The 21,874-nt window shown below is 53.1% G+C and carries 15 protein-coding genes; 9 read left to right on the top strand and 6 right to left on the bottom strand.

Annotation, left to right across the window (positions count from 1 at the left end; all coding sequences use genetic code 11):
- Nucleotides 1-120: 120 nt before the first annotated feature.
- From QYL91_RS16290 to QYL91_RS16255, 8 genes are all read left to right on the top strand, one after another.
- Complete coding sequence (locus QYL91_RS16290) at nucleotides 121-2,418, top strand: toprim domain-containing protein (protein WP_302083857.1); 2,298 nt, start codon at nucleotides 121-123, stop codon at nucleotides 2,416-2,418.
- 320 nt (nucleotides 2,419-2,738) lie between these two features.
- Nucleotides 2,739-3,155, top strand: coding sequence for a hypothetical protein (locus tag QYL91_RS16285; protein ID WP_302083855.1), 417 nt, complete (start codon nucleotides 2,739-2,741; stop codon nucleotides 3,153-3,155).
- The gene (locus QYL91_RS16280; RefSeq protein ID WP_302083853.1) at nucleotides 3,148-3,690 is read left to right on the top strand and encodes a DUF6884 domain-containing protein; all 543 of its coding nucleotides are present in this window, start codon (nucleotides 3,148-3,150) and stop codon (nucleotides 3,688-3,690) included. The genes QYL91_RS16285 and QYL91_RS16280 overlap by 8 nt, the downstream gene beginning before the upstream one ends.
- A gap of 86 nt (nucleotides 3,691-3,776) precedes the next feature.
- Nucleotides 3,777-4,838 carry a transcription initiation factor IIB gene (locus tag QYL91_RS16275; RefSeq protein ID WP_302083851.1) on the top strand — a complete coding sequence of 354 codons (1,062 nt, stop codon included), beginning with the start codon at nucleotides 3,777-3,779 and terminating at the stop codon, nucleotides 4,836-4,838.
- Between the two features lie 178 nt (nucleotides 4,839-5,016).
- Complete coding sequence (locus tag QYL91_RS16270; RefSeq protein ID WP_302083849.1) at nucleotides 5,017-6,453, top strand: ribonuclease H-like domain-containing protein; 1,437 nt, start codon at nucleotides 5,017-5,019, stop codon at nucleotides 6,451-6,453.
- A 59-nt stretch (nucleotides 6,454-6,512) separates the two neighbouring features.
- Nucleotides 6,513-7,112, top strand: a complete 600-nt coding sequence (locus tag QYL91_RS16265) for an Rcat domain-containing protein (protein WP_302083848.1) — start codon at nucleotides 6,513-6,515, stop codon at nucleotides 7,110-7,112.
- Between the two features lie 143 nt (nucleotides 7,113-7,255).
- On the top strand, nucleotides 7,256-9,649 hold the full coding sequence (locus QYL91_RS16260; RefSeq protein WP_302083846.1) for a DEAD/DEAH box helicase: 2,394 nt from the start codon (nucleotides 7,256-7,258) through the stop codon (nucleotides 9,647-9,649).
- 183 nt (nucleotides 9,650-9,832) lie between these two features.
- A complete protein-coding gene (locus tag QYL91_RS16255) occupies nucleotides 9,833-10,819 on the top strand; it encodes an AAA family ATPase (protein WP_302083844.1) in 987 nt (328 codons plus the stop codon).
- Nucleotides 10,820-10,882: 63 nt separating this feature from the next.
- On the opposite strand, the gene QYL91_RS16250 is transcribed toward QYL91_RS16255, so the two are convergent.
- The 5 genes from QYL91_RS16250 to QYL91_RS16230 form a co-directional block, all read right to left on the bottom strand.
- Nucleotides 10,883-13,165: a PAS domain-containing protein gene (locus tag QYL91_RS16250; protein WP_302083842.1), complete on the bottom strand. Its 2,283-nt coding sequence runs from the start codon at nucleotides 13,163-13,165 to the stop codon at nucleotides 10,883-10,885.
- Between the two features lie 101 nt (nucleotides 13,166-13,266).
- Nucleotides 13,267-14,847 carry a DUF7519 family protein gene (locus tag QYL91_RS16245; RefSeq protein WP_302083840.1) on the bottom strand — a complete coding sequence of 527 codons (1,581 nt, stop codon included), beginning with the start codon at nucleotides 14,845-14,847 and terminating at the stop codon, nucleotides 13,267-13,269.
- The gene (locus QYL91_RS16240; protein WP_302083838.1) at nucleotides 14,837-16,225 is read right to left on the bottom strand and encodes a DUF58 domain-containing protein; all 1,389 of its coding nucleotides are present in this window, start codon (nucleotides 16,223-16,225) and stop codon (nucleotides 14,837-14,839) included. The genes QYL91_RS16245 and QYL91_RS16240 overlap by 11 nt, the downstream gene beginning before the upstream one ends.
- Nucleotides 16,218-16,922 carry a DUF7269 family protein gene (locus QYL91_RS16235; RefSeq protein ID WP_465269228.1) on the bottom strand — a complete coding sequence of 235 codons (705 nt, stop codon included), beginning with the start codon at nucleotides 16,920-16,922 and terminating at the stop codon, nucleotides 16,218-16,220. Before QYL91_RS16235 ends, QYL91_RS16240 begins: the two co-directional genes overlap by 8 nt.
- Nucleotides 16,919-19,954, bottom strand: a complete 3,036-nt coding sequence (locus tag QYL91_RS16230; protein WP_302083834.1) for a transglutaminaseTgpA domain-containing protein — start codon at nucleotides 19,952-19,954, stop codon at nucleotides 16,919-16,921. The genes QYL91_RS16235 and QYL91_RS16230 overlap by 4 nt, the downstream gene beginning before the upstream one ends.
- 267 nt (nucleotides 19,955-20,221) lie before the next feature.
- Here QYL91_RS16230 and QYL91_RS16225 point away from each other — a divergent pair, with 267 nt between their 5' ends.
- Nucleotides 20,222-21,244 carry a transcription initiation factor IIB gene (locus tag QYL91_RS16225; protein WP_302083832.1) on the top strand — a complete coding sequence of 341 codons (1,023 nt, stop codon included), beginning with the start codon at nucleotides 20,222-20,224 and terminating at the stop codon, nucleotides 21,242-21,244.
- Here QYL91_RS16225 and QYL91_RS16220 read toward each other — a convergent pair whose 3' ends face one another.
- The gene (locus tag QYL91_RS16220) at nucleotides 21,245-21,835 is read right to left on the bottom strand and encodes an LURP-one-related family protein (RefSeq protein WP_302083830.1); all 591 of its coding nucleotides are present in this window, start codon (nucleotides 21,833-21,835) and stop codon (nucleotides 21,245-21,247) included.
- Between the last annotated feature and the right edge of the window lie 39 nt (nucleotides 21,836-21,874).

Genomic DNA, 21,874 nt, shown 5'->3' with positions numbered 1-21,874 from the left:
GCATCGTGCAGCGGGACTGTGAGTCGCTGCCGGGCGCAGTACAGAAGCAAGTGACTGCGCCCGGGGCGGCCAGGCCCGGGTTGAACCAACACACGCGATGAATGCATCCAGGTCCTACCTATGAGCAAAGCAACACTGTCAAACAAGACGCCACCAGACGCTGCGGGAAGTGAACTACGAGAAGAAGATGTCACTGAGCAGGACACGCTCGGTGATATGACGATTGAGTTGGACGCTATCAACGATGCGTTCAGCATGACGCATGCACACCCGCCTGACGAGCCCTGCGGGAATCGAGAAGACACTGCGAATGTCCAAGCATGCCTCGAGGCCGCGATTGAGTACTACCACCAGAATCTCCCGGATGGTATCCGCGAGCACGTCTGCGAAAAATGGGGGCTCAACAATGAAATCATCGATGATCTGAAAATCGGGTATACTGACCCGTCAACATACGGTGATGATGATGCTGACGCGCCTGAAGGCGCACTCGATGAGACAGTCATTGAATACCTTCACGACGAAGGATTTGATGCTACAACGATTATCCGAACTGGGTTGGTGAGTCCAGCCGCTATCAAGCACGTCTACGAGTGCAATCCGACGCGGTCTGATTGCGGGCACTCGTATCTCCCTGATGGGTTGGATGCTCTCGCTACGCTCCGTGAAAACCGGCATGACCCAACAGGAACGCCTCCCCTGTATCAGGGTGTGTCTCCAGAAGCCATCGATTTGGACGCGGTTGTTGAAACCGCAAAAGCCGAAGATGTACTGTCGTTGCGGAATTGGTGGGATGCTCGCATCGTCTTCCCGTACAAAGACCGTGACGAGGAGTATTCCTACCTGATTGGGCGTGCGACAGACGCAACTGAAGATCGTATCTACAGCAACGGGATGGAAGATGCAACCGGTGAAGACCATATTGAGGTGTCGCTTGTTGCTGAGCGAACACGCGACGGTGAGGTTGAATACAAATTCGATCGCCCAGCTGTTGCGGTCGATGAAGGAACGACTGTCACGTTCCAGAATGAGGCGAATGTCCGCGCCACGTTCACCGTCGAATGGGCAAGCGCCAACGACTGGGAGGATGAGCAATTCCAGGATATGCCGACTCGAACGTGCAGTGGTGGTGGGACATATCTATTCAGTGCAGATTTCGCTGACACTAACGAGGAGGTGCGTGGGGCTCTCCTTGCCACGGACTCATTCAACAGGGAAACCGTGTACGATCCAGTCAAAGACTGGCTCGAAGAGACGGACAACTACGAGTTGGACAAAGCGAAATACGTTAAGCAGACTGTGGACCGACCGTGGGTTAATACGGAGGCAGTGTATGAGCCAATGTTCGGGATTCACTCCGTTCAAGAGGACGAATTACTCCTTATTACGGAGGGTGTCACAGACGCACTGATGGCGCAGCAACACGGGATTTCGTGCATCAGCCCGTGTACAACGGAGTTCAAGGAGAAACATTACGATCGGCTGACCGCGATTGCAGAGCGTGCTCCACGAGTGTACATCGTGATGGATAACGAAGAGAACAACGCAGGAGATGACGGTGCGCTCAAAACCGCGAAAATGCTGCGGAATCACGACATTGATGCGCGTGTCGGAGAACTTCCGCGTCCAGACGATATGGCGAAGGTTGACGTTGCAGAATATCTCAAAAAATATGGGACGCACAACGGTGACCCTTCATTTAAACGCGTTCTCTTGGACGCGAAGAATCCGAGTGAGTTCGACCACTTCGATCCTAACGAGCATGACCCTGGGAAGCTAACTGCGGATTACATAGACGACGAGAACTCTGAAGGCAGTAAAGTGGGTGGTGATGGGGCAACCACAGAAGGTGGTGATGGGTCCATGGGGTCGAACCCGATCGCTGAACTCACGCTCCTTGATGTGATGCCGCCAGGAAACAAATACCCGAGTGACCCGAGTGGGGACGACCGCGGGAAGAATCCGCTCCTCTCGGATAGTCGAACATCGAGTGACGAATTCGTGCTGCTGTCACGAACAAGAGCCTACGACCACGACGGAAGTCGGAAATGTAGTTACAACCCGATGACGTTCCTTGCTGTGGACGCTGGCTGCCGGTCGGCGAATGCACCAAATGGAAGATTCAATGATGAAGAGATGTGGGAGGTCTGGCGGCACGCAAAAGAAACATCGTACGTGAACTTCCCGGATGATGCACCAGTCCCATCGCGGGCAATAAACCATCTTGCACGTAAGCATGAACTCGCACCGCCGAACCTAATCCCGGATTCGTTTGACGATCCGAAACTCCCGCCTACGATGTACAATCGCGTCCTTGAGTGCATTGAAGAAGAGTACGGGCTTGACCCGGGACGGTCATACCTCAACACTGGTGATGCCGAAAACGACGATAACAGCGGAGGGAGTGACGCAGACTGAAGACAACGTACTGAAGTCGGGTACGACAGCCACCGAAAATGAGTCGAGATGCATACGTGGAGAAGACGCAGCAGTGGGCGCGCACACGTTCTGGAGAAAAGTGAAGTGTGCGCGCTTCCCGGTAAGTGCCCCGGAGTCCGCCGGGCTCGACACTGTGGAACAGCGCGGCTAACACATAAACCTGAGTGATTGATACAATGTCGTCAATGAGCATGTCCACTACTACTGTCCCGATAGCTGAATGGCCTGACCGTCTCACATCTCGTAATGAATACGAGAACTGGGTACTCCTTTTGGCTGACCGTGTAGCGATTACCGCAATGAGCACGGTGAAAGACCACCCAGAAGACGCATACCAGCGTTCTGAAGAGCGTCTCGGGTACGAAGCTGAGTTGGAAGTTGATGATAAAATCGATGTCCTCATGCGGGAAACCGATCACGAAATCGCATACGACATTCTGCGACTCAGCAACACGCCGCCAACTCACACCACGATGGAGCATGTGGGTGCTGGAATGTCCGATGACAACGTCATCAGGACGTTCGCGTACAACATCTTGCTTCAAGATGTCCTTGCTGCCGGTCGTGCCCGCCTAGAAGCACGTATAGACGATGCTGACGACATCGATACAGACGCTGAAGAGATAGAATGGTGTGAACTTCCGAGTCCGACAACGGTTAGGTCGGAGTTTGCAGAGAACGTCACCATCACGATCGACGAATCCACCGATGACTAACAACGAAGATACTGCGGAAGTGGAACTCCGCGCGGATGCGGATGTGACGCGTCTCTCACTTATCGGATGTACAAAGCAGAAACGCGACGAGCCAGCACGCGCAGGCGACATCTACGACGAGAGTTCATACTTTCGAAAACGCCGCCGGTACAGTAACCTGTACTGTGATGATTTCGTTGTGATTTCAGCGAAACACCACGTCCTACGCCCAGATACCGTGATTGAACCATATGATTTGTCACTCAGTGCACCGGCGAGTGACGAAAACGGGATGACAACTGAAGAAAAACGTGAGTGGGGGACGGAGACAAAAGCTCAGCTGAAGGCAATGGACTGGTCGGACGTCGACGAAGTTGTCGTCTTGATGGGACAATCATACTTGCGGTGGGTGCAAGATGCGTTCGAAGACATCCCCGTAATGTTCGTGTATCCATTCGCGCAACACAGCGGAATCGGTGAACAACTCGGCTGGCTCACCGAACAAAACGAAGCCGCAGAGAAAACTGACCCGAAACAGCAACAACTCCCTTTCTGAAGCCTAACTTCAGGTATTACGCGGTGAGAGAGGTGGTGAGTATGACGCCTAATTGAGGCTAATCTTTTTCCAATTCACACCAATATATGCCAGTAAACACACGAGGCGCACCGATCGGTGAAGAGTCACCACCCCACACAGTCTCTCCAACCGTGCCCACCAACACTCCACCACCCGAAGACAACAAGACTACCAACACACCTTCAAGAGAAGGTGAGTCAGCCACATCTAACTCGCAAAGGCATGGTCGTGACTGTGACGCGTGCCCTGAATGCGATGGGGGAATTGAATATACAGAATCAAACGAATACATCTGCAAAAACTGCGGACTCGTACTCGAAGAAGAATGCATTGACCATGGCCCTGAGTGGCGGGCCTATTCATCTGATGAAAAACAGCGGAAAAGTCGCGTCGGGCCACCACGAGAAGAACTGCATCACGATTACGGACTCTCAACGCAAATCAGTAAACAAGACCGTGACGCTCGTGGGCAGCATCTCTCAGAACAACAACGCCAACGGATGAATCGGCTTCGAACATGGAATACGCGAACACAAACTGAGAACTCGACAGAACGGAATATCCGAGCAGGCCTCACAGAAATCCGTCGAATGGGGAGTGCAATTGACGTGCCTGATGCCACCATGCGTATCGCCGGACGACTATACCGGCAAGCCGCTGAGAACGATATGCTTCCCGGACGAAGTGTTGAAGGGATGGCTAGTGCCGCCCTATACGCGGCGACACGACAAACAGAATATCCACGCACTATTGATGAAATCACTACCGTGTCTCGCGTAGAGAAACGCGAAATTGGCCGTACATATCGATATCTTCTCGACGAATTCAACATCACCGTCGAGCCAACAACTCCGCAACAGTATGTCCCGCGATTCGTCAACAATCTCGACTTAAGCCAAGCCACCGAACGGAAGGCTTGTGAAATCCTCGAAAAAAACCCCACAGAGCTTACCAGCGGGAAAAATCCGGCTGGCGTTGCCGCGGCCGCTGTGTACATCGCTAGTATCAAGCAAAACGAGAAAACAACGCAAGCAGCTCTCCGTGATGTCTCTCACGTCACGAAAGTCACTATTCGGAACCGATACAAAGACATGATTGCAGAAACCGACATTGACATCGAAAACTAACGGACTCCGAACTTCTCTTGTGACATCCTCGCTCGCCGTACAGGCTGGCGGCGCCGGGCATAAGCAGTGAGTGATCCCGGCGCCGCCGAGGACACAGCATTCCCCGGCAGTGTCACGGTACAATAACGCGATCTCAACAGTACTTATGGTCCAATCACAAACCTCCACTCACGAAAATATGACTCGTGCAGAGCCGACTGCTACCGACCTGCTGATGTTACCCGGGAGCGTCGGGCAAACGCTTGCAGACCACGAAATAACCGATCTTTTGTCGTATTTTGATCCTGACGCTGTATTCGTTCTTGATGACGGGGAGAACCAATCCGTGGTCAACACACTGCGTGACCAAGACGTGATCGTGATCGCGCCCGGACAGGATGACAACGCAACTGGCATCTACACGATGCGTGACGTCGATGTTATTATCGTGTCTAACTTCACCGATTTGAGCGGGATTCGCGCGGCTGAATCAAAAGACCTCATCGATCCAGAGACGGAGACATTCGTCGTGAGTGATTTACTCGATCTGCATGTTGACCGTGAACAACTCAATACGTCACTGGATGGCGGAGACAACTACCGTGATGCACTTGGTGACAATCTCAGTGGCTCATACACGCATATCTCGACGCAACTTCCAGCATCATACTCGCGGGACTGGGAGGATCTTCACATCCAAGGAGGTGCGCCACCGGACTCGCAAGGCCAACCACCAATCCCATGTCTCACACTCCGTACTGACGGGTACGTGACGGTGGAAACACTCAGCAGTCAACAACTCGGATTGAAAGCTATCGATAACGTCGGGCCAACAATGGCAGACCGGCTCAGAGAAAACAACTTCTCATCAGCAGACACGATTGTTAGTGCTGACCTGAGCGAACTCCAAGAGGTGAACGGTATCGGTGAAAAACGCGCGAACCAAATCACCAACGCAGCAACCGCTATGACAAACGGCCGTGTTGTCCGAACATCTGATTCACCGGTCCCTGGGGAAGACCCCATCTTCATCGATATTGAGACAGACGGCTTAAATGCAACCATCACATGGTTGATTGGCGTTCAAGACGGTGTTAACGGGAAGTACATCTCGTTCCTGAACGAGAACCCTGACGAACCCGGGAAAGCTGTCCGTGATTTCATGATGTGGGTCAAAGCGAACGCGAAAAATCGAACCTTCATTGCATGGAATGGGTGGGGATTCGACTATGAAATTCTCCGTGACCACATCGTCGAGTATTGCCCTGAATATCTGGATACGTGGGAGTCATTGTCGAAACGGGATTTACTCCGGTGGGCAATTGAAATGGAAAACGCTGTTCTCCCTGGGCGCACAAACAAACTGGAGCATGTTGCAGAAGGCCTCGGGTGGGAAACAGATTCCACCGGGCTGAGTGGGAAAGCCGTCGGTGAAGCGTATCGGCACTGGGTGCAAGAACGGACTCCAGAAGCCGAACTTGATTGGGAACGGCACTGTGAGTATTGCCAAGACGACGTTGAATCGTTAGCGCATATCTACAAAGAAATTCGGAATGAAGGTCGGCTTGCAGCGAAAGGCGGTGGGACAGAATCAGTTGCCGAAACAACCGACCAAGGCACGCTCGCAGAGTGGTAACGCAGAAAACGAAAAGCCCGGCGTATACAAACACACGTCACATATTTCGAGGTACACAGATGCCTGCTGTTCACAGCAACGATTCCGAGACATGCGAATGGGGTATTGACGACGATCTGAACCAAGTGATTGAAGATCTCAGCGAGGGCGACGAGGTCCTCGTTAATGACCGGTCTCAGACCCTCACCGTGTTTGAAAAAACAGACACCATCATCGGATCAAATCGTGAACCAACTCACGTCGCACTATTAGAAGGAAATGGAGGTCGTGTCTATCGACTTCGCGGCCCATATCGCTCTCCTGACGACCACTCCACACCGCCATGCTTAGAACTCCGACAAGAAGATGAATGGACAACCAAATCAAGCGCTGTGACGCATATCGCCGTGACAAACTGGACAGCTCGCATCGCCGCAGACACAACCGCCACAGAATACATCGAACCTGAAATACCAACTCCGGACGGTGTTGCTGCGACCGCCGCTGCAAACACCACCCTGGCTGCAAATCGGGATCCATGTGAGTTATCTGGACCACCACTAGGTGACTGCCCAAAATGCGGTAACACAGTAATGCGCGATGATGACCGCGTTGTATGCACGAGATGCTCTGCGTGGTGCTGGTACGCGCAATGGGAAGCCTACACTGGAAATAAGTGAGTTACACGGTATGACAGATGTGTTTGGGCGCGGCAGCGGGCATTGCAGTAAGTGGTCCCGCTGCCGCGCACGGTAGCCTGGGGCGGCAAACCCAGAATCACAATCGAACCAAGCACCACAACCACAAATCTCCTTGAATACTTATGAGTAAGAATCAAACTTCCCCTGACGCAGCCGGATCAATCCTCCAAGCAAATCCTGACTCTGGACTCCCACTATCTGCTGAAGACCTGAAAGCAACGTACCCAGATTACAAATTCCAAATTCAGCACACGCAGACACAACCAGCAAAAGACGCTGACACAGTCCCTGCTAATGATGTGCTTCGAGAGGAACTTGCAGAATCTCTCCCACATGATTTATACACTCATCAGGCAGATGCACTTCGCGCACTCGAACAGGGAGAAAACGTGTGTGTTGCGACTTCAACGTCGTCAGGGAAAACGCTCGTGTACGCACTTCAAGCTGCCCGAAATCACATCCAATCCAACGGTGACGCAACTGGCCTGCTGATTTACCCGACGAAAGCACTGAGTCGTGACCAAGAACAGTCATTGAATAATCTCTACGCTGATCTCGGGCTGGATATCAACGTGCAGGTATATGACGGTGACACCAAAGACAACCGTCGAAAACGTATCCGTGCCAACGCAGATCTCATCATCACGAATTTCTCTGGGTTGAACGTCTACTTGCACGACCATACGCGCTGGACGGACATCTTCAACAATGTTGAGCTCTTCGCAGTGGATGAAAGTCACTCGTATACGGGCGTACAAGGAATGCACGTCGCATGGACAATTCGTCGTGCACGACGTATCTTCGAGTACTACAACAGTGATCCGCAGTTCGTCATGACGAGTGCAACAATCGGGAATCCAGCACAACATTCGAAAGCACTCACTGGAAAAGACGTAAAAGTCATTGACAACGACGGGAGTCCACGCGGACAACACGAAGTCGTGTTCTGGGATCCGCCAGGATATGCTGATGAAGATGACTACGGGAAAAAGCCAGCTGACCAAGAAGCCAGTGAGGTTGTCGCACATCTTGCCCAACAAGACGTGCAGACGCTAATGTTCACGAAATCTCGGAAGCAAACAGAACTTAACGCGGAGCGTGTTCGGGCTGCTGCACAATCACACGTAGCGCCCGGGGGAATTGACGTGACATCTTACAATGGCGGGCACGGAAAGAAGACTCGACGCAGCGCAGAGCACAAACTGAAAGAAGGCAATCTCGACGCAGTCGTCTCAACGAACGCATTGGAACTTGGAATTGACATCGGGAGTGTTGACGCAACTGTTATCACCAGATATCCCGGAACGAAACAATCATTCTGGCAACAACTTGGCCGTGCCGGGCGCGGTCAATCGGACGCACTCGGTGTGTTGGTGCCTGGGCAAAACAACATCGATCAATACATCTTAGACAATCCAGACTATCTGTTCGGTGATGACGTTGAAAGCGCAGTTGTTGACTTAGAGAACAACCCCGTGTATTCGAAGCACGTTCTGTGCGCCGCAAATGAGCTCGCATTAACGAAGAGTGATAAAAAATGGTTTGGCGGACACCGTCTTGAACAAGCAGTAGAGATGTACCGAAAAGCTGGAGCTCTTGTCGGGAAACTCTCACACGGCGTCCAATATGAGGGTAAACGTCGCCCACAACGTGACATTTCGATGTACGCAACAAGTGATGAGCAATTCAAAGTCCGAAGTACAGATGACTCCCTTGATGTCGAACCAATCGATAAAGAACGCGCATATCGAGATTTCCATCCCGGCGCAATCTACCTACACAAAGGCTCCCGATACGAAGTCACTGAACTCCGAGAAGACGTGCCAAAACCGTACGTGAAACTAAAGCCAGTGGACGTGGACTATTACACGCGGACACTCAGCGACACGGAAATTACTGACCTTGAAACACTCCAATCTCGTGACCTTGGACGAGGAATAAAGCTACACTGGGGGAAAGGAAAAGTGAACGTGCACTACTATGCATATCAACAGGTCGATGTGAAAACTGGTGAAAGTAATGGGCCTGAACGACGCACCGGGCTAGACCCGATTGAAATGCACACCCAGCTGATGTGGGTCGATGTGCCAGACACGAAACTCGGAAAACTTCTTGAAGACCGTTACAAAGGCGAAGACACGTTCGATTCTGATAAGCGACTCCTCGGTGCACTCCACGCTATCGAACACGGAATGATTGGAATGGCACCTCTTGAATTCCGACTCTCAAAGAAAGATCTCGGCGGACTCAGTGTCAGTGGACATCCGGAACTTAATGGCGCTGGATTCTTCATCTACGATGGCATTCCAGGCGGACTCGGATTCTCCCGGTCACTCTATAACGAATTCGAAACCGTTGCAGAACGCACACACGAACGGCTCAATGAGTGTGCCTGTAACAGTCTCAACGGATGTCCAGCTTGCACTATGGACGACGACTGCGGCGATAATGAACCGCTTCACCGGCCTGGTGCAGCAGATATCGTGAAGATCATCACCGGACTCGCCAATAACTAGTCATTCCCTTTTCGTCTGTGGTACGCCACAGACCACCACCAAGATCAGTCGATTCATCCACAGAAACACCACCAAAAGAAACAGACAAGGGTCGCATCGGAACGGCGGGAAAGTGCGATTCAGGGAAATGTGGCGTGAAAGCCGAACCCATACAAATACGGGATGTGTAATACTCACTGAGAGATGTCGTCAACTACTAGTACTGAGCCGCCAGTCTCGATCGATGAAACCAGTAACCGAGCACAAGCGGTTATTGACCGTGTAAGCGAAGCCGTCATCACAGATCAGGAATTCCTTGAAACGCTACTCACTGGTGTATTTGCTCGTGGGCACGTTCTTTTGGAGGACGTACCTGGTACGGGGAAGACACTTACCGGGAATGCGATTGCGGACGCGCTGGGAGTGAGTTTTAATCGCATCCAATTCACACCGGATCTGCTTCCGAGTGATATCACAGGAACGAATATCTACAACGAGCATACGCAAGAGTTCGAATTCAGCGAAGGCCCATTGTTCGCCAATATCGTGCTTGCTGACGAAATCAACCGAGCACCCCCGAAAACGCAAGCGGCACTCTTGGAAGCAATGGAGGAAGCTCAAGTCACCGTCGACGGCGAAACATATGATCTCCCGGAACCATTTTTCGTCATTGCTACGCAAAACCCTGTCGAACAGGAAGGCACGTTTGAACTCCCAGAGGCGCAACGTGACCGGTTCATTGTGAAGACGAGTATTGGATACCCTGAATACGAAGGTGAAATTGAACTGATGGAACGGCGTGGTGATCGACTCACGCAGATGCCGAGCGTTGAAGCCGTGACAGACCAGGAGGAGGTCACGAATCTCCAGATGGTCCCAGAGTACGTCTCGGTAGAGCGTGAACTCGAAGAGTACATGCTGGATCTTGCGCGGTACACGCGTGATGACAGTCGTGTCGATGTCGGTGTGTCACCGCGCGGCGTGCAGCGATTCTACGAGGCAGCGCGTGCTCGTGCGGTTATCGCTGGGCGTGACTACGTCGCGCCAGATGACGTGAAAGCAGTCGCTGAGCCCGTCATGAAACACCGCATTATTCGAACGGCAGAAGCTAAAGTTCACGACGTTGAGCAAGCCGATGTGGTTGCTGACGCGCTTGATTCAATCGAGGTGCCAGCAGTCGCCGAAGTTTAACTTCTACAGGCTAAGTCCCCGTCCTCATGGAGCCGCCAAAAGCGGCGAGCAAGCAGGAGTAGTTCACGTTGAAATTGTTTTGACGTCGCTGAGTTCGAACCGTGCACCGCCTGTGTCACTCTCTGTAACGTGGATGTCCCAGTCGTGTGCTTCAACGATTTGTTTCACGATGGTCAACCCGAATCCGGTTCCTTCATCACTGGTTGAAAATCCAGACACAAACACGTCATCGCGGCTATCTTCAGGGATGCCAGACCCATTATCTTCAACGTAGAACCCATCATCTGTCATTCCGACAGTCACTGTGACGTCTTCTCCACCGTGTTCAATCGCGTTGCTGAACAGGTTTTTCACAAGCAATTGGAGATGATCCGGATCTGCTTCAATTGCGACGGACGAGAAGTCATCTGCATACTGGAGTGTAGTGCGCTGTTCCTTATCAGCCACTGTATTCCACGCGTGATCCACTGTATTATGAAGTGCGACAGAGTCCAATGAACTGATGTCTTGACCGTTACGAGCCAACCAAAGAACGTCTTCAGTGATACGGACAATGCGGTCTAATGCGGACTCAACGTCGGCAAGATGATCACTGCCGCATTCTTCCTGAGCGCGTTCTATGCGGGCTTCAGCTACGTTCACTGGATTGCGAACATCGTGACTGACGACACTGATGAATTCTTTCAGGCGCTCGTTTTGTTTCTTTAATTCCATTTCGCGTTCCCGCAATTCCTCTGTTTGCACAATTTGATCCATTGCTGATTCGATGCTTGCGGCTAAAACCCATGCAAGCATGAAATCCTGTTCATCGAACGCATCCGGGGTTGGTGAGGCGGCCAACATGATGCCGTGGTCGCCGAGTGGGAGATACAACTCACTCCGCAGTGGTGTATCTGGATCATACCGGTCCGGATGATTGTGGACATCAGCAATGAAACGATCCTCGCCTTGCTCGTAGGCCCGCCATGCAATGCTGTCCCCGCTCGTGAATACTGGTGGCTCGTCGATGAAATCGTGGACAGCATCAGTCGTAGCTACCGGTGCGAGACCGAACTGATCTGGGTCGTACAGATGAATGGAAGTTATGTCTAGTCCTAATTCCTCACTGGCTGCCTCAACACCGAGTTCTGCGGCTTCTTCAAGAGTATCCGCAGCCACTAGTTCTCGACTTCGGTCGTGGAGTGCGCGCAGATTCTCGGTGTATCGTTTGTAGTCAGTGATGTCCTCTTGGAATCCAACGTAATTCTTCACCGATCCATCTTCATCATGCATCGGTGCAATCGAGACTCGATTCCAGAATTTGGTGCCATCTTTCCGGTAGTTCTGAAGCTCAACTGTAACGGGTTCTTCAGCATCAATTCCCTCTCGCATCGTAGCAACTGGTTCCTCAGACGTATCGTCTCCTTGGAGGAATCGAGGGTTCTGTCCGATGATTTCTTCACGGTCGTAGCCTGTTACAGATTCGAATTCCTTGTTGGCGTAAATAATCGGATTCTCATCTTGGGTAGGGTCCGTGATTGTGATGCCCACGGGTGCTGCCTCTACTGCGTGATTTTTCAGCTGGAGTTCTTTCTCACGTTCGCGTTGATCGGTCAAGTCACGGACCGTACAGACGATCTCTTCGTCTTTTGTTCGTGAGACAACCTGCTCAATGGGGAACGTTTCGCCGTCTGCCTTGACACCTGTTGTTTCACCGGACCATAAGCCGTCTTCTAAGACCGACTGATGGATGTTTTCACATTCGAATGGGGTTTCGCCATCAGGGTAAGCTAGTTCCCAGTGTTCGCCAACCATCGCTTCTGGGTCATACCCATAGAGATCTGCATATGCTTGGTTGACGTAGAGATACTCGCCCTCGGTATTGAGAATGCTGATGCCTTCTTGTGCGCTTTCGATGGCTTTCTGTTGTCGGCGGGTTCTCTGTTCTGATCGATACCGTTGGACAAGATTCCGCACCCGATTTGCCAACACGTCATACTGGTCAATGACGCTTTCTTTTTGGAAATAATCAGTGACGCCCGCTGAGATAGCTTCGCTGGCGATGTCTTCATTTCCTTTCGCCGTGTATAAGATGAATGGGAGGTCAGGATAGTCCTCGCGGATCTCTTCAAGAAATTCAATCCCGTTTTGCCGGGACATGTCGTAGTCTGAGATGATGCAGTGCACCTGGTTGGCGGCGAGGTAATCGAGACCGTCAGAAGCACTAGTGACCATCTCAACGTTGAGCGTGTCATCAGCACGCTCAAGTTGAGTTGCGATTACCTCAGCAAGACCCGGGTCATCATCAACGTGCAACACGTTAATTTCAGTGTTTTGAGTGCGTGTTGCTGGGCGTGGGGTGCTCATACGGTTCTCTTTTGAACATTAGTATGCGCACTCAAATACCTTCTGTAAACTGGCCCGGTATGGTAGAGTGTGGAATTCGATTCAAGGGTTGCAGCCCAGTATCATCCTTGGAGGACAGCAGCGAAAAAGACGGCTGCGAGGCCTGCAAGTGCAAAAATAATGAGCGGTGTCAGGGTCACCGTGAATGTGTTTGCTGCACTCAGAGTGATCCACGCGGCGCCAACTGCGGTAACACCGCTTCCGAGGCTGATCACAAGATGCACAGCTTCTGTGTGTGTCGTTGAAGCGTGCCGACCGATTGTTTCACCGAGTGTGAGTGCATATTCACCAACATCCCATGCAACAGCACCGAACATTAGAAACGTAAAGACCACTAGTGCATCTCCGCCAAGCATCCCATGAACCACCCCAATAGTAACGATGCCGCCACCGGCGAGTGCCGGTCCCGCAGTGCGCTTCGGGAGAAATCCTGTCCCGGCAAGCACAACTGGCACAGCAGCAACACCGATAAAGATGGTGACGACAAACAACACTGAGAACAGAACAAACACCGGGACGCCGATTAGGCCGGTGAAGTGATTGAGGAGTTTCGAAACAGTATGTGGTGATTTCGTGATGAGAAGGTCATAGATAGGAGTAGCGGCCACTATGACGATTCCAAGTGTGCTGAGTGTCCCTGCGAGTAGCGGGATGGCGTGCCGCACAACCGTCTCTACAGACATCGAAGTGAGTTTTTGCGCCAGCCAGAACCCAACCATCAGCGCGAGACACGCTCCGATCACACCAACTTCAAGAGCGCGAATCGTAGTAGATTTCGCCAGCACGTGAAGGAATCCCGTGAGAACATCTGGGAAGTACGCGGTCAGTGTGTGCTCTGACGTCGAAATTCCGCCAGTGACGACGCCAAGGAAGAGAAGTATTCCTGCCACAAGGAGTAACGCGCGACGCATCCGTGTCACCGCAGAGTCCACGGCATGAGTCTGGTCACGTGGTGCGAATTCAACAACCGGGAGTGTGGCAACGGCACGTCGCACCAGAATCACCATCAAGAATGTCACCACTGTAAAGGAAAACACAGTATCCGCAGCAGTTGCGCTTGGAGTGAGTGCGTCAGTGAGTATGCGATTCACTGTGTCAGCGATAACTGCACCAACAGTTGTCTGCATATCCGGGTTGAGTTTCTCCCACGCAACAACACCGACAACAATGGTAGCGGGTAAAATCGTTGCAGGCAGGACGCCAAGCGCACGATAGATCTGACGATCGCCAATGTCACCCCAAATGGTCGCGGTACTTCCGAAGATAGCGCCACCGAGCGCAAGGAATGCGATGGTTGTCAAGAGTGGCGCGGTGGCTGGTGCAGACACAGCGCCGAACAGTAACCCGAGGATGAACAGAATACCGAGCGCAGGCACAGTGAGATTCCCAATAAGTTGGTAAGCAAGTCGGTCGTGGTTGATAGCATGGACTGCCCATGCAAACGCAGCGCTGGACACTGTGATGACGCCAACAGCAGTGTAGGCGGTGGTGAGATATGCAACAAGCGCTGCAACCACAAGGGTGACGAGAATCGTTGTGGCGGTGCTAATGCGCGCGGGTTGCAGATTTGAGATGTCTTCTGGGCGTGCGATTTCAGTCGGATAGGTCGTATTACCGGGGGTGGTGTCGGTGTCAGTTGCCATGGTTACGAGTGGATGGTGAGGTGGTAGTTGCAAGTGCGAGCGGAAGTGGTGTGTCCGGATTCCAATTGATAACGTACGCGCCAGCGTCTCGGAGAGCATCCATATTCTGTGCACGGTCCACGCTGGCCAACGCACCGCCAGGTGTTTCAGCTGGCGCTGTCACATCTGGACTCACTACGGAAATGTCGTGCCCGTGCGCTCGGAGTGTCCGCGTAATACCGGTCAGGTAGTCATCTAGAACAGGTGAAAACAGGATGACTTGAGCGTCCGACGGGAGGTGTTTTCGGAGTTGGTCAGTTAGAGACATGCCACCGTCAGCAGTTGGTGTAGCGGTTTCTACCGTGGAATTCTTCGAGGGAGTGTCGGTGGTGGTAGTGGTGGTAGCGTCGGTAGGTGTCGTGTCAGTGTTGCGGGTCGTTTCACTGAGGATTGTCTCAAACAGCGTGTTTGTGCGGGCTTTCAACTCTGCACCGGCGCCGGGTTCAATCCATTCTAACGGTGCGTGAGCCGCTGTTACTGACGTGTCGGTTCCGAACGTAGCGATACCGGCCATGTGCCCGTCGTCGAGGATGGAATTCATGATGCGTGTTGCCGCATACGTGCTGTACTCGACCGCAGACGGGTACCCGGGCTTCGGAGCAACGCGTGAAACGGAACGCGCATCGACAACGAGCACAACTTTCGCAGCTTTGTGCTCGCGGTAGTTCACTGTCGTGAGTTCCCCGGTCTTGGCAAGATGTTGCCAGTGGATGCGCGTCATTGGGTCACCACGCCGATATTCGCGTGTAGCATGGAATTCCACGCCTTCGCCACCGTGGTCGGTTGGAAGATTCCCAGTGTAGTTCATCGTCTGTTGTGGGAGCGGGACGTCCTCGAGTGAAACACGAGATGACAACTGCGTTGCGCCATCCGGCTCGATGGTTGTTGCAATCGCGGTCGTGGCGGTTGCATTGCGGGCCTGGACTATCGGCGCAGTGAATTCGTGGTCACCACGGACGGCTAAGACATCGTACGTGAATGTGGCTGTCTCATCTGCGGGGAGTGCAACTGTGCTGCGTGGTGAGCCGTCGACGACACGAAGAGCTTCCGGCACCCCGTCGATCACGCGCAAATCGGGTAATGGTGCATCACTCGTGTTCGTAACGGACACTTTCACTGTGACATCCTCTCCTGGAACTGGAACGCCAGTGAATTTCCGCTCAATTTCAACGTGGTGTTTAACGGTCGTAGAGACACCACTCGCGTTGCTGATGGCTACGTACACCAATGGGACGATCGCTCCGGCGAACAGTATGTACGCGCCAGTGAGTGCGCCAAACGCGAGGCAGAGAAGACTCGCACCGACAGCACTACGCCAGCGCGGAATGTGCTTAATCATCGGTCGGTGTCACCTCCGCGTCATCGTGATTGCTACTCCGAGTGAAGACACTCCCTGTTTTGCTTGGTGAATGCTGGTTTGCGAATGCAGACTCCGTGTCTTCGGTGAGCGTGTGAATAGCGACAACGGTCTTCTGGACGCGTGTTTGGAACATTTCTGCGGGGAGGAACCACGCTTTGATGCGTTCCCAGAGCGTGAATTGCGGCGCAGTTTCGTCTCCGAGAAACGCTGCTGGGATTCGATGCGGCGTCCACTCACCGGTTGTAACAGCATGCGTAGCCGTATCCCGGTCACAACTCTCGTGGTGGTGGTAAGCATCAACCGCTTTTTCTCGGAGTGTCTCACGAATTTCGTCTTCTGCCTCAGCGCGATATTGCTCTGTGGTGAACGCACGCGTTAATCGCGTGTCGAACTCATCACCCACAGTGCGGACATCCGTGGCAGGGGTTTCAGGTGTCGCGGCATCGAATTCGTCAAGCACGCCAGTGTCGTTGAGAGCGTGTAGTTTCCGCAGTGAATACGCGAGTCCGAAGAGTAACAATCCTAATGCGACGTTATTCACGGTTACTCCTGAGCTGAGTTGTGTGACTACCCTACGGACTGACCCCGGGAAGATGCTCGGTGAGAACGTTGCAACACCGCTAACCACCAAGCACGCTGTGCCAAGTGCAATGTAGAGTCGCTGTTTGAAACTCATGAGTCTGCACCTCTATCAGTGGCTACTGTCGTGTCAGTGTCACTGCTGGTTTCAGCTGAGTCGTTATTTCCTGGTGTGATACGTTGCGCTGCTTTGGTGACACGATCCAAGTGAGAGTCCGGATCTCGATTCCCGTACTCGACCTCTCGGAACGCTTCTGTGAGTGTCGTCACCGGGCCTTCTGGGAGTCCTTTCTCAGTGGCGGTTGCAGCTATCTCACCGGGCGTCATAGTGCGCCACCGTTGGAGGCCAGTTGCGGAGATGAGTTGACGCCACGCCTTTCGGATCGATAATTGCTGTACGCCGACTGACTCATTGGGAGAGTCATCATCAGCGGGGAGATCAGCAAGTGTGTCCTTATCGCGCCATGGGAGGCGCGCATACGCCCAGTGCTTCAACCGGAGCCACACCTCAGCAACCCAACTCGTGAAGCGGGATGGTGCGGTGAGTACCCAGTGTTTCACGTCTTTGCCCACCGTCTGGAGAGTGTACAGGTTCTCACGGAGGTAGATACCTAGGTCGCGGATGCGGCGTCCAAGATGCGCCAAATACCGACCGAGTGCCACCATTGCGGTTGTGACGCGACGTGCGATGCCGCGCATTGCTTTAGCCGCAAGAGCAGCGATGCGGCGTGGAGTGAGATTATACCGATACGCGAGGAAACTCGCCCCAACGAGACCGCCGCCAATCCCAAACACGAGGAGGAGCACTCCCCAGAGTGGTTTCCACACGGTGGTCTGCGTGGAGAATGCGTTGTGCGTAGCGGTGAGGCTAAGCTTCGGTTGCAGCGGGACGCTAATCGTCACAACGCCGGCTTGATTTGTCTCTCCGACTGTCTCCCCGGCAACACTGACAGTGGCTCCTTGCACTGGTTGGTCGCCGACTGTCACTGTGATATTCGCGTTCCGCCCGGGGATCACTACTGGAATCCAAGACGTAGACGTGACGGAGACAGACACTGGTTCAACTGTCTCTGTTGTTGAATCATTAATCGCCCCACGTTTGACTTCGAGGTGGATTGTATCACCGTCTTGTGCCGACTCTGGGAGTGTGACTGTGAAATTCCCGGTGTTTGAGGTTGTCGTGACTTGCTCGTCGCCTAGGTACACTGCGGCGTTTCTCACTGGCGTATCTTTGATTTCAACATGATAGGTCACGTCATTTCCTGAGAGTAATAACCCAGTTCGACTGAACGTCATGTTCTCGGTGACGTTCACCGTCGCGTCAGGGTTTGATGTATTCGTGGAGGTATTCTGAGGCCCGGTCGCTGTCCACACTGTAGAGGGTGGGCGCTCGAGAGAGTAAGCGCGCTCAGGAGTCATGTCACCCGGTGCAGAGTGCATAACTGCTTGCTGTGTGTCGGTTGTCGCTGGTTCTCTGACAGTCACTCGGAGTGTGTCTGTGTACGGGACTGTGACGCCGATATCGCCCGTGGTATTCGTTTCCCCGACGACATCACCATTCACGGCAACTGTAACACCACTTGCCGGAATGCCATCTTGCTCAACATGGACAACTGCGGTCGTTCCTGGTGCCGGGTCCTGTGGGTGGACGGTCACAGAATAGTCAGTCTGGGGGTCGTCAGTAGACCGGTTAGAAGGCTGCGAATCTGTCGTATTCTGCGCGTCGTCACCCGGTGGGCTCACTGTCGGTGTGTCATTCGTGAGTTGTGATGGGGGCGTCGGGTTGTAGTCCCCAGCACTTCGATTCGCAGGTTCACCGTGACTGCCTTGGTAGACTTTCGTTTCCGTTTGAATGCGTTCACGCGCTGGTGTGGGGTCAAACCGGACCCATCCGACATCCGGGAAGTACACCTCAACCCAAGCGTGCGCATTCATGGAATGCACCTGATAGGTGTTCTGGTCTACTTGGTGGCCAGGCGAATACCCAATGACGTATCGTGCAGGGATGTCCTGCGAACGCAACATCACCGCCATTGAGGAAGCAAAATATTCGCAATACCCTTTGTCCATGTTGAACAGGAATTCTGTAGCGACATCCCCGTCCGGACGCGTCACATTCAACGAGTACTGCTTGTGCGTCTCAAGCCAGTGTTCAGAGGCTTTCACTTTCGCGTACTGTGAACCACCCGATCTCGTGAGCGTACCCGTCAACTCACGGATTCGGTCCTCAGAGACACTCTCGGGGAGTCTCGTGTAGTGTTCACGCACCGAGTCTGGGTAATCATCACCTGCACGTCGCAACACCGATGCGTTCCGAGGCGGCCGGTACGAACTAACACGATATACCGTCCCAGCGGAAACCCTCTCTGTGCGGAGATTATGCGCTGCTGAGATTTCAGCGCCTGTCAACGTAGTCCCAGTCGGTCGCCACACAGTCGGTGGAGACGCTGCACTCTTTTGCAACGTGAACCGCGCTGTGGTTACTTCTCCAGCTGGATGACGCGGGGTAGATATTGTCCGCGCCACATCTCTCTGCGTAGACGTTCGTTTCCAAGTCTCTCCTGTGTAGACGTCGTACGCGTTGGTTCGCCAATACGCCGGGTCATCAGATTCAACGCGGAAATGGGGGATTGCTGCTTGACGTGGCCCAGCCGCAGATGAAGAATTACCTGTGCTGAGTGGCGTGCGGCTTCCAACCGACGTTTGTTGGCCGTGATTAAGCGCACCAAATTCATTGATTCCGCCTGCTTCCGAGGATGACTCACCCGGAGAGGAACCGTTCACAAGCTGTCCGAGAGAGTTCAACACTCCCCCAGTCTGCCCCTCATTGAGTGGATTGGTCAATGCACTACTCCCGAGTCCACCATCACTCAAAGCACTACTCCGTGCCTGCGAAGAAGATGCAGATTCAGCAGGACCAGCTCCGCTAGACCCACCAGATCCATTCCCTGTGCCAACACCTCCGTCAGATGAGACAGTTGGTGCAGCGATGAGTGTGAGAACGAGCGCGCTAATGCACGCGAGTGTTAGGAGTGTCTGTAATGGGTCGCGGCCAGTAGACGGAGTAAATAGCCCAGTTATGGAAGACTCCGATGATTCATTGCGGGAAAAGTCAGTGTCAGGAGGCATGGTTTAGTAATGACGTGAGCTACCGCTGATTCGTGGGACTGTCATCTCTGGTTAAGCGTGTGATTTTACCCATCCCCTCGGAATAAGGATTGGGAGTTTCACCCGTTCCAAGCGCCTGAAGCAAGTGGAAATCCGATTTCATAACCAGGAAAACACCCGCCTTATTTAAGCCTTCAACAAGAATTTATGGGCACAACAGACAGGGGCGTCGTACCCGGCGTTACTATCGCCGCGGGACTGCCCATGTGAGTAACCTCTCTCGACGCCATGACTAAATCCGAAATCAAAACCACGACTGCACCGCTCGAACCTGCTGAAACCACTGAGAACACCGACGAAACTCCCTCCGAAGCAACCGAAGACACTACAACATGCCCTGAGTGCGGTGGTGACCTTCGAACCAATGACGGGCGAGCTGAACGAGCCTGCGTAGACTGCGGACTCGTTGTCGAATCAGACAACATAGATCGAGGCCCCGAATGGCGTGCATTCAACCAACAAGAAAAAGAGGAGAAAACTCGCGTCGGTGCGCCGACGACGAACATGATGCACGACAAGGGCCTCTCAACGAACATCGGCTGGCAGAACAAAGACGCCTATGGGAACTCCTTGTCGTCGAGCCAGCGCGAGAAAATGCAGCGACTCCGAACGTGGAACGAGCGATTCCGCACCCAAGATTCCAGAGACCGGAATCTCAAGCAGGCACTCAGTGAAATCGATCGGATGGCTTCGGCGCTCGGCCTCCCGCAAGACGTTCGAGAAACCAGCAGTGTCATCTATCGGCGTGCCCTCGAAGAAGACCTGCTCCCCGGCCGCTCCATTGAAGGAGTCGCTACTGCGTCTCTGTACGCCGCAGCGCGAAAAGCGAATAACCCGCGCAGCCTCGATGAGATGGCCGATGTGAGTCGCGTCGAAAAGAAAGAATTCGAACGCGCGTACCGGTACATCATTCGGGAACTCAGCCTGGAGATGGAACCAGCAGACCCGGAAAAATACATTCCGCGGAACGTGTCCACGCTCGCAGCTGACCACAATAAGATCAGTGAGGATGACCGCCGCGACCTCGAACAGACAGCGCGTGAACTTGTCGAAACTGCGCGCAACGCGAATCTGCACAGCGGGAAATCCCCCACAGCAATCGCAGCTGCCGCTATCTACGCAGCAGGACTTCTCGAAAACCTCGGAATCACGCAGTCTGAACTGAGTAACGTGATTGATGTGAGCGAAGTCACGATCCGGAACCGGTACCAGGAAATTCTCGACGAGGCCGGTTATATTAATTCTGAGTAGTCAATTTCTCTCGAGAGCATCAATCACCATTGCCGCTGCGACAATCGTCTCTTTGGAGACCGATGAAGCATCATCGATGGTGATCTCGTATTTATCCTGAAGAGACAATTGCCCCTCAATTGTACCGACGTGCTCTCCATTGTGATCCGTGATCTCGTATTTATTGGGGAGGAAGGTCGCTACAAGCGTGCTGAACGACCGGACAACGCAAGCGAATGTGTTCTGTGATTCGATCCTCCCGATGAGACTTTCCGTGTCTGGATCGCGGAGTTTCCACTTGTGAGCGAACATCGTGTAGTTCTTGTCTAGAACCACGACTTCTTCCTCAGTTTCCGCGTCGACGAGCGTGTAGTCGCCAGCGATGTCCAGAACACCTTCAGCGTTAACGGTGAACGCAGCATCACCGTCGGGTGTTTCAAACGGGAATTCTTCTTTGAGTTTCAGGATTTTTTGCTTGCCACGGAGCACAACATTCCCGTCAGCGTCTTCAGCGCGGTATTTGTTCCGGATGAGCGACTGAATGACTTCGTAGTAGTCATCAGTGAGGTCAACTCGTTTGATCAGATCGTCATCTGAAGAGTTTTCACTCATGCACACAGTGGTACGGCAACCACTCGGGAAAAACTAAGC

Origin of the sequence: Salinibaculum rarum (assembly GCF_030505615.1) — an archaeon.
In the GTDB taxonomy this organism is placed as follows: Archaea; Halobacteriota; Halobacteria; order Halobacteriales; family Haloarculaceae; genus Salinibaculum; species Salinibaculum rarum.
The sequence above is the reverse complement of the archived record's forward strand: the minus strand, read 5'-3'. Positions and strand labels throughout refer to the sequence as shown.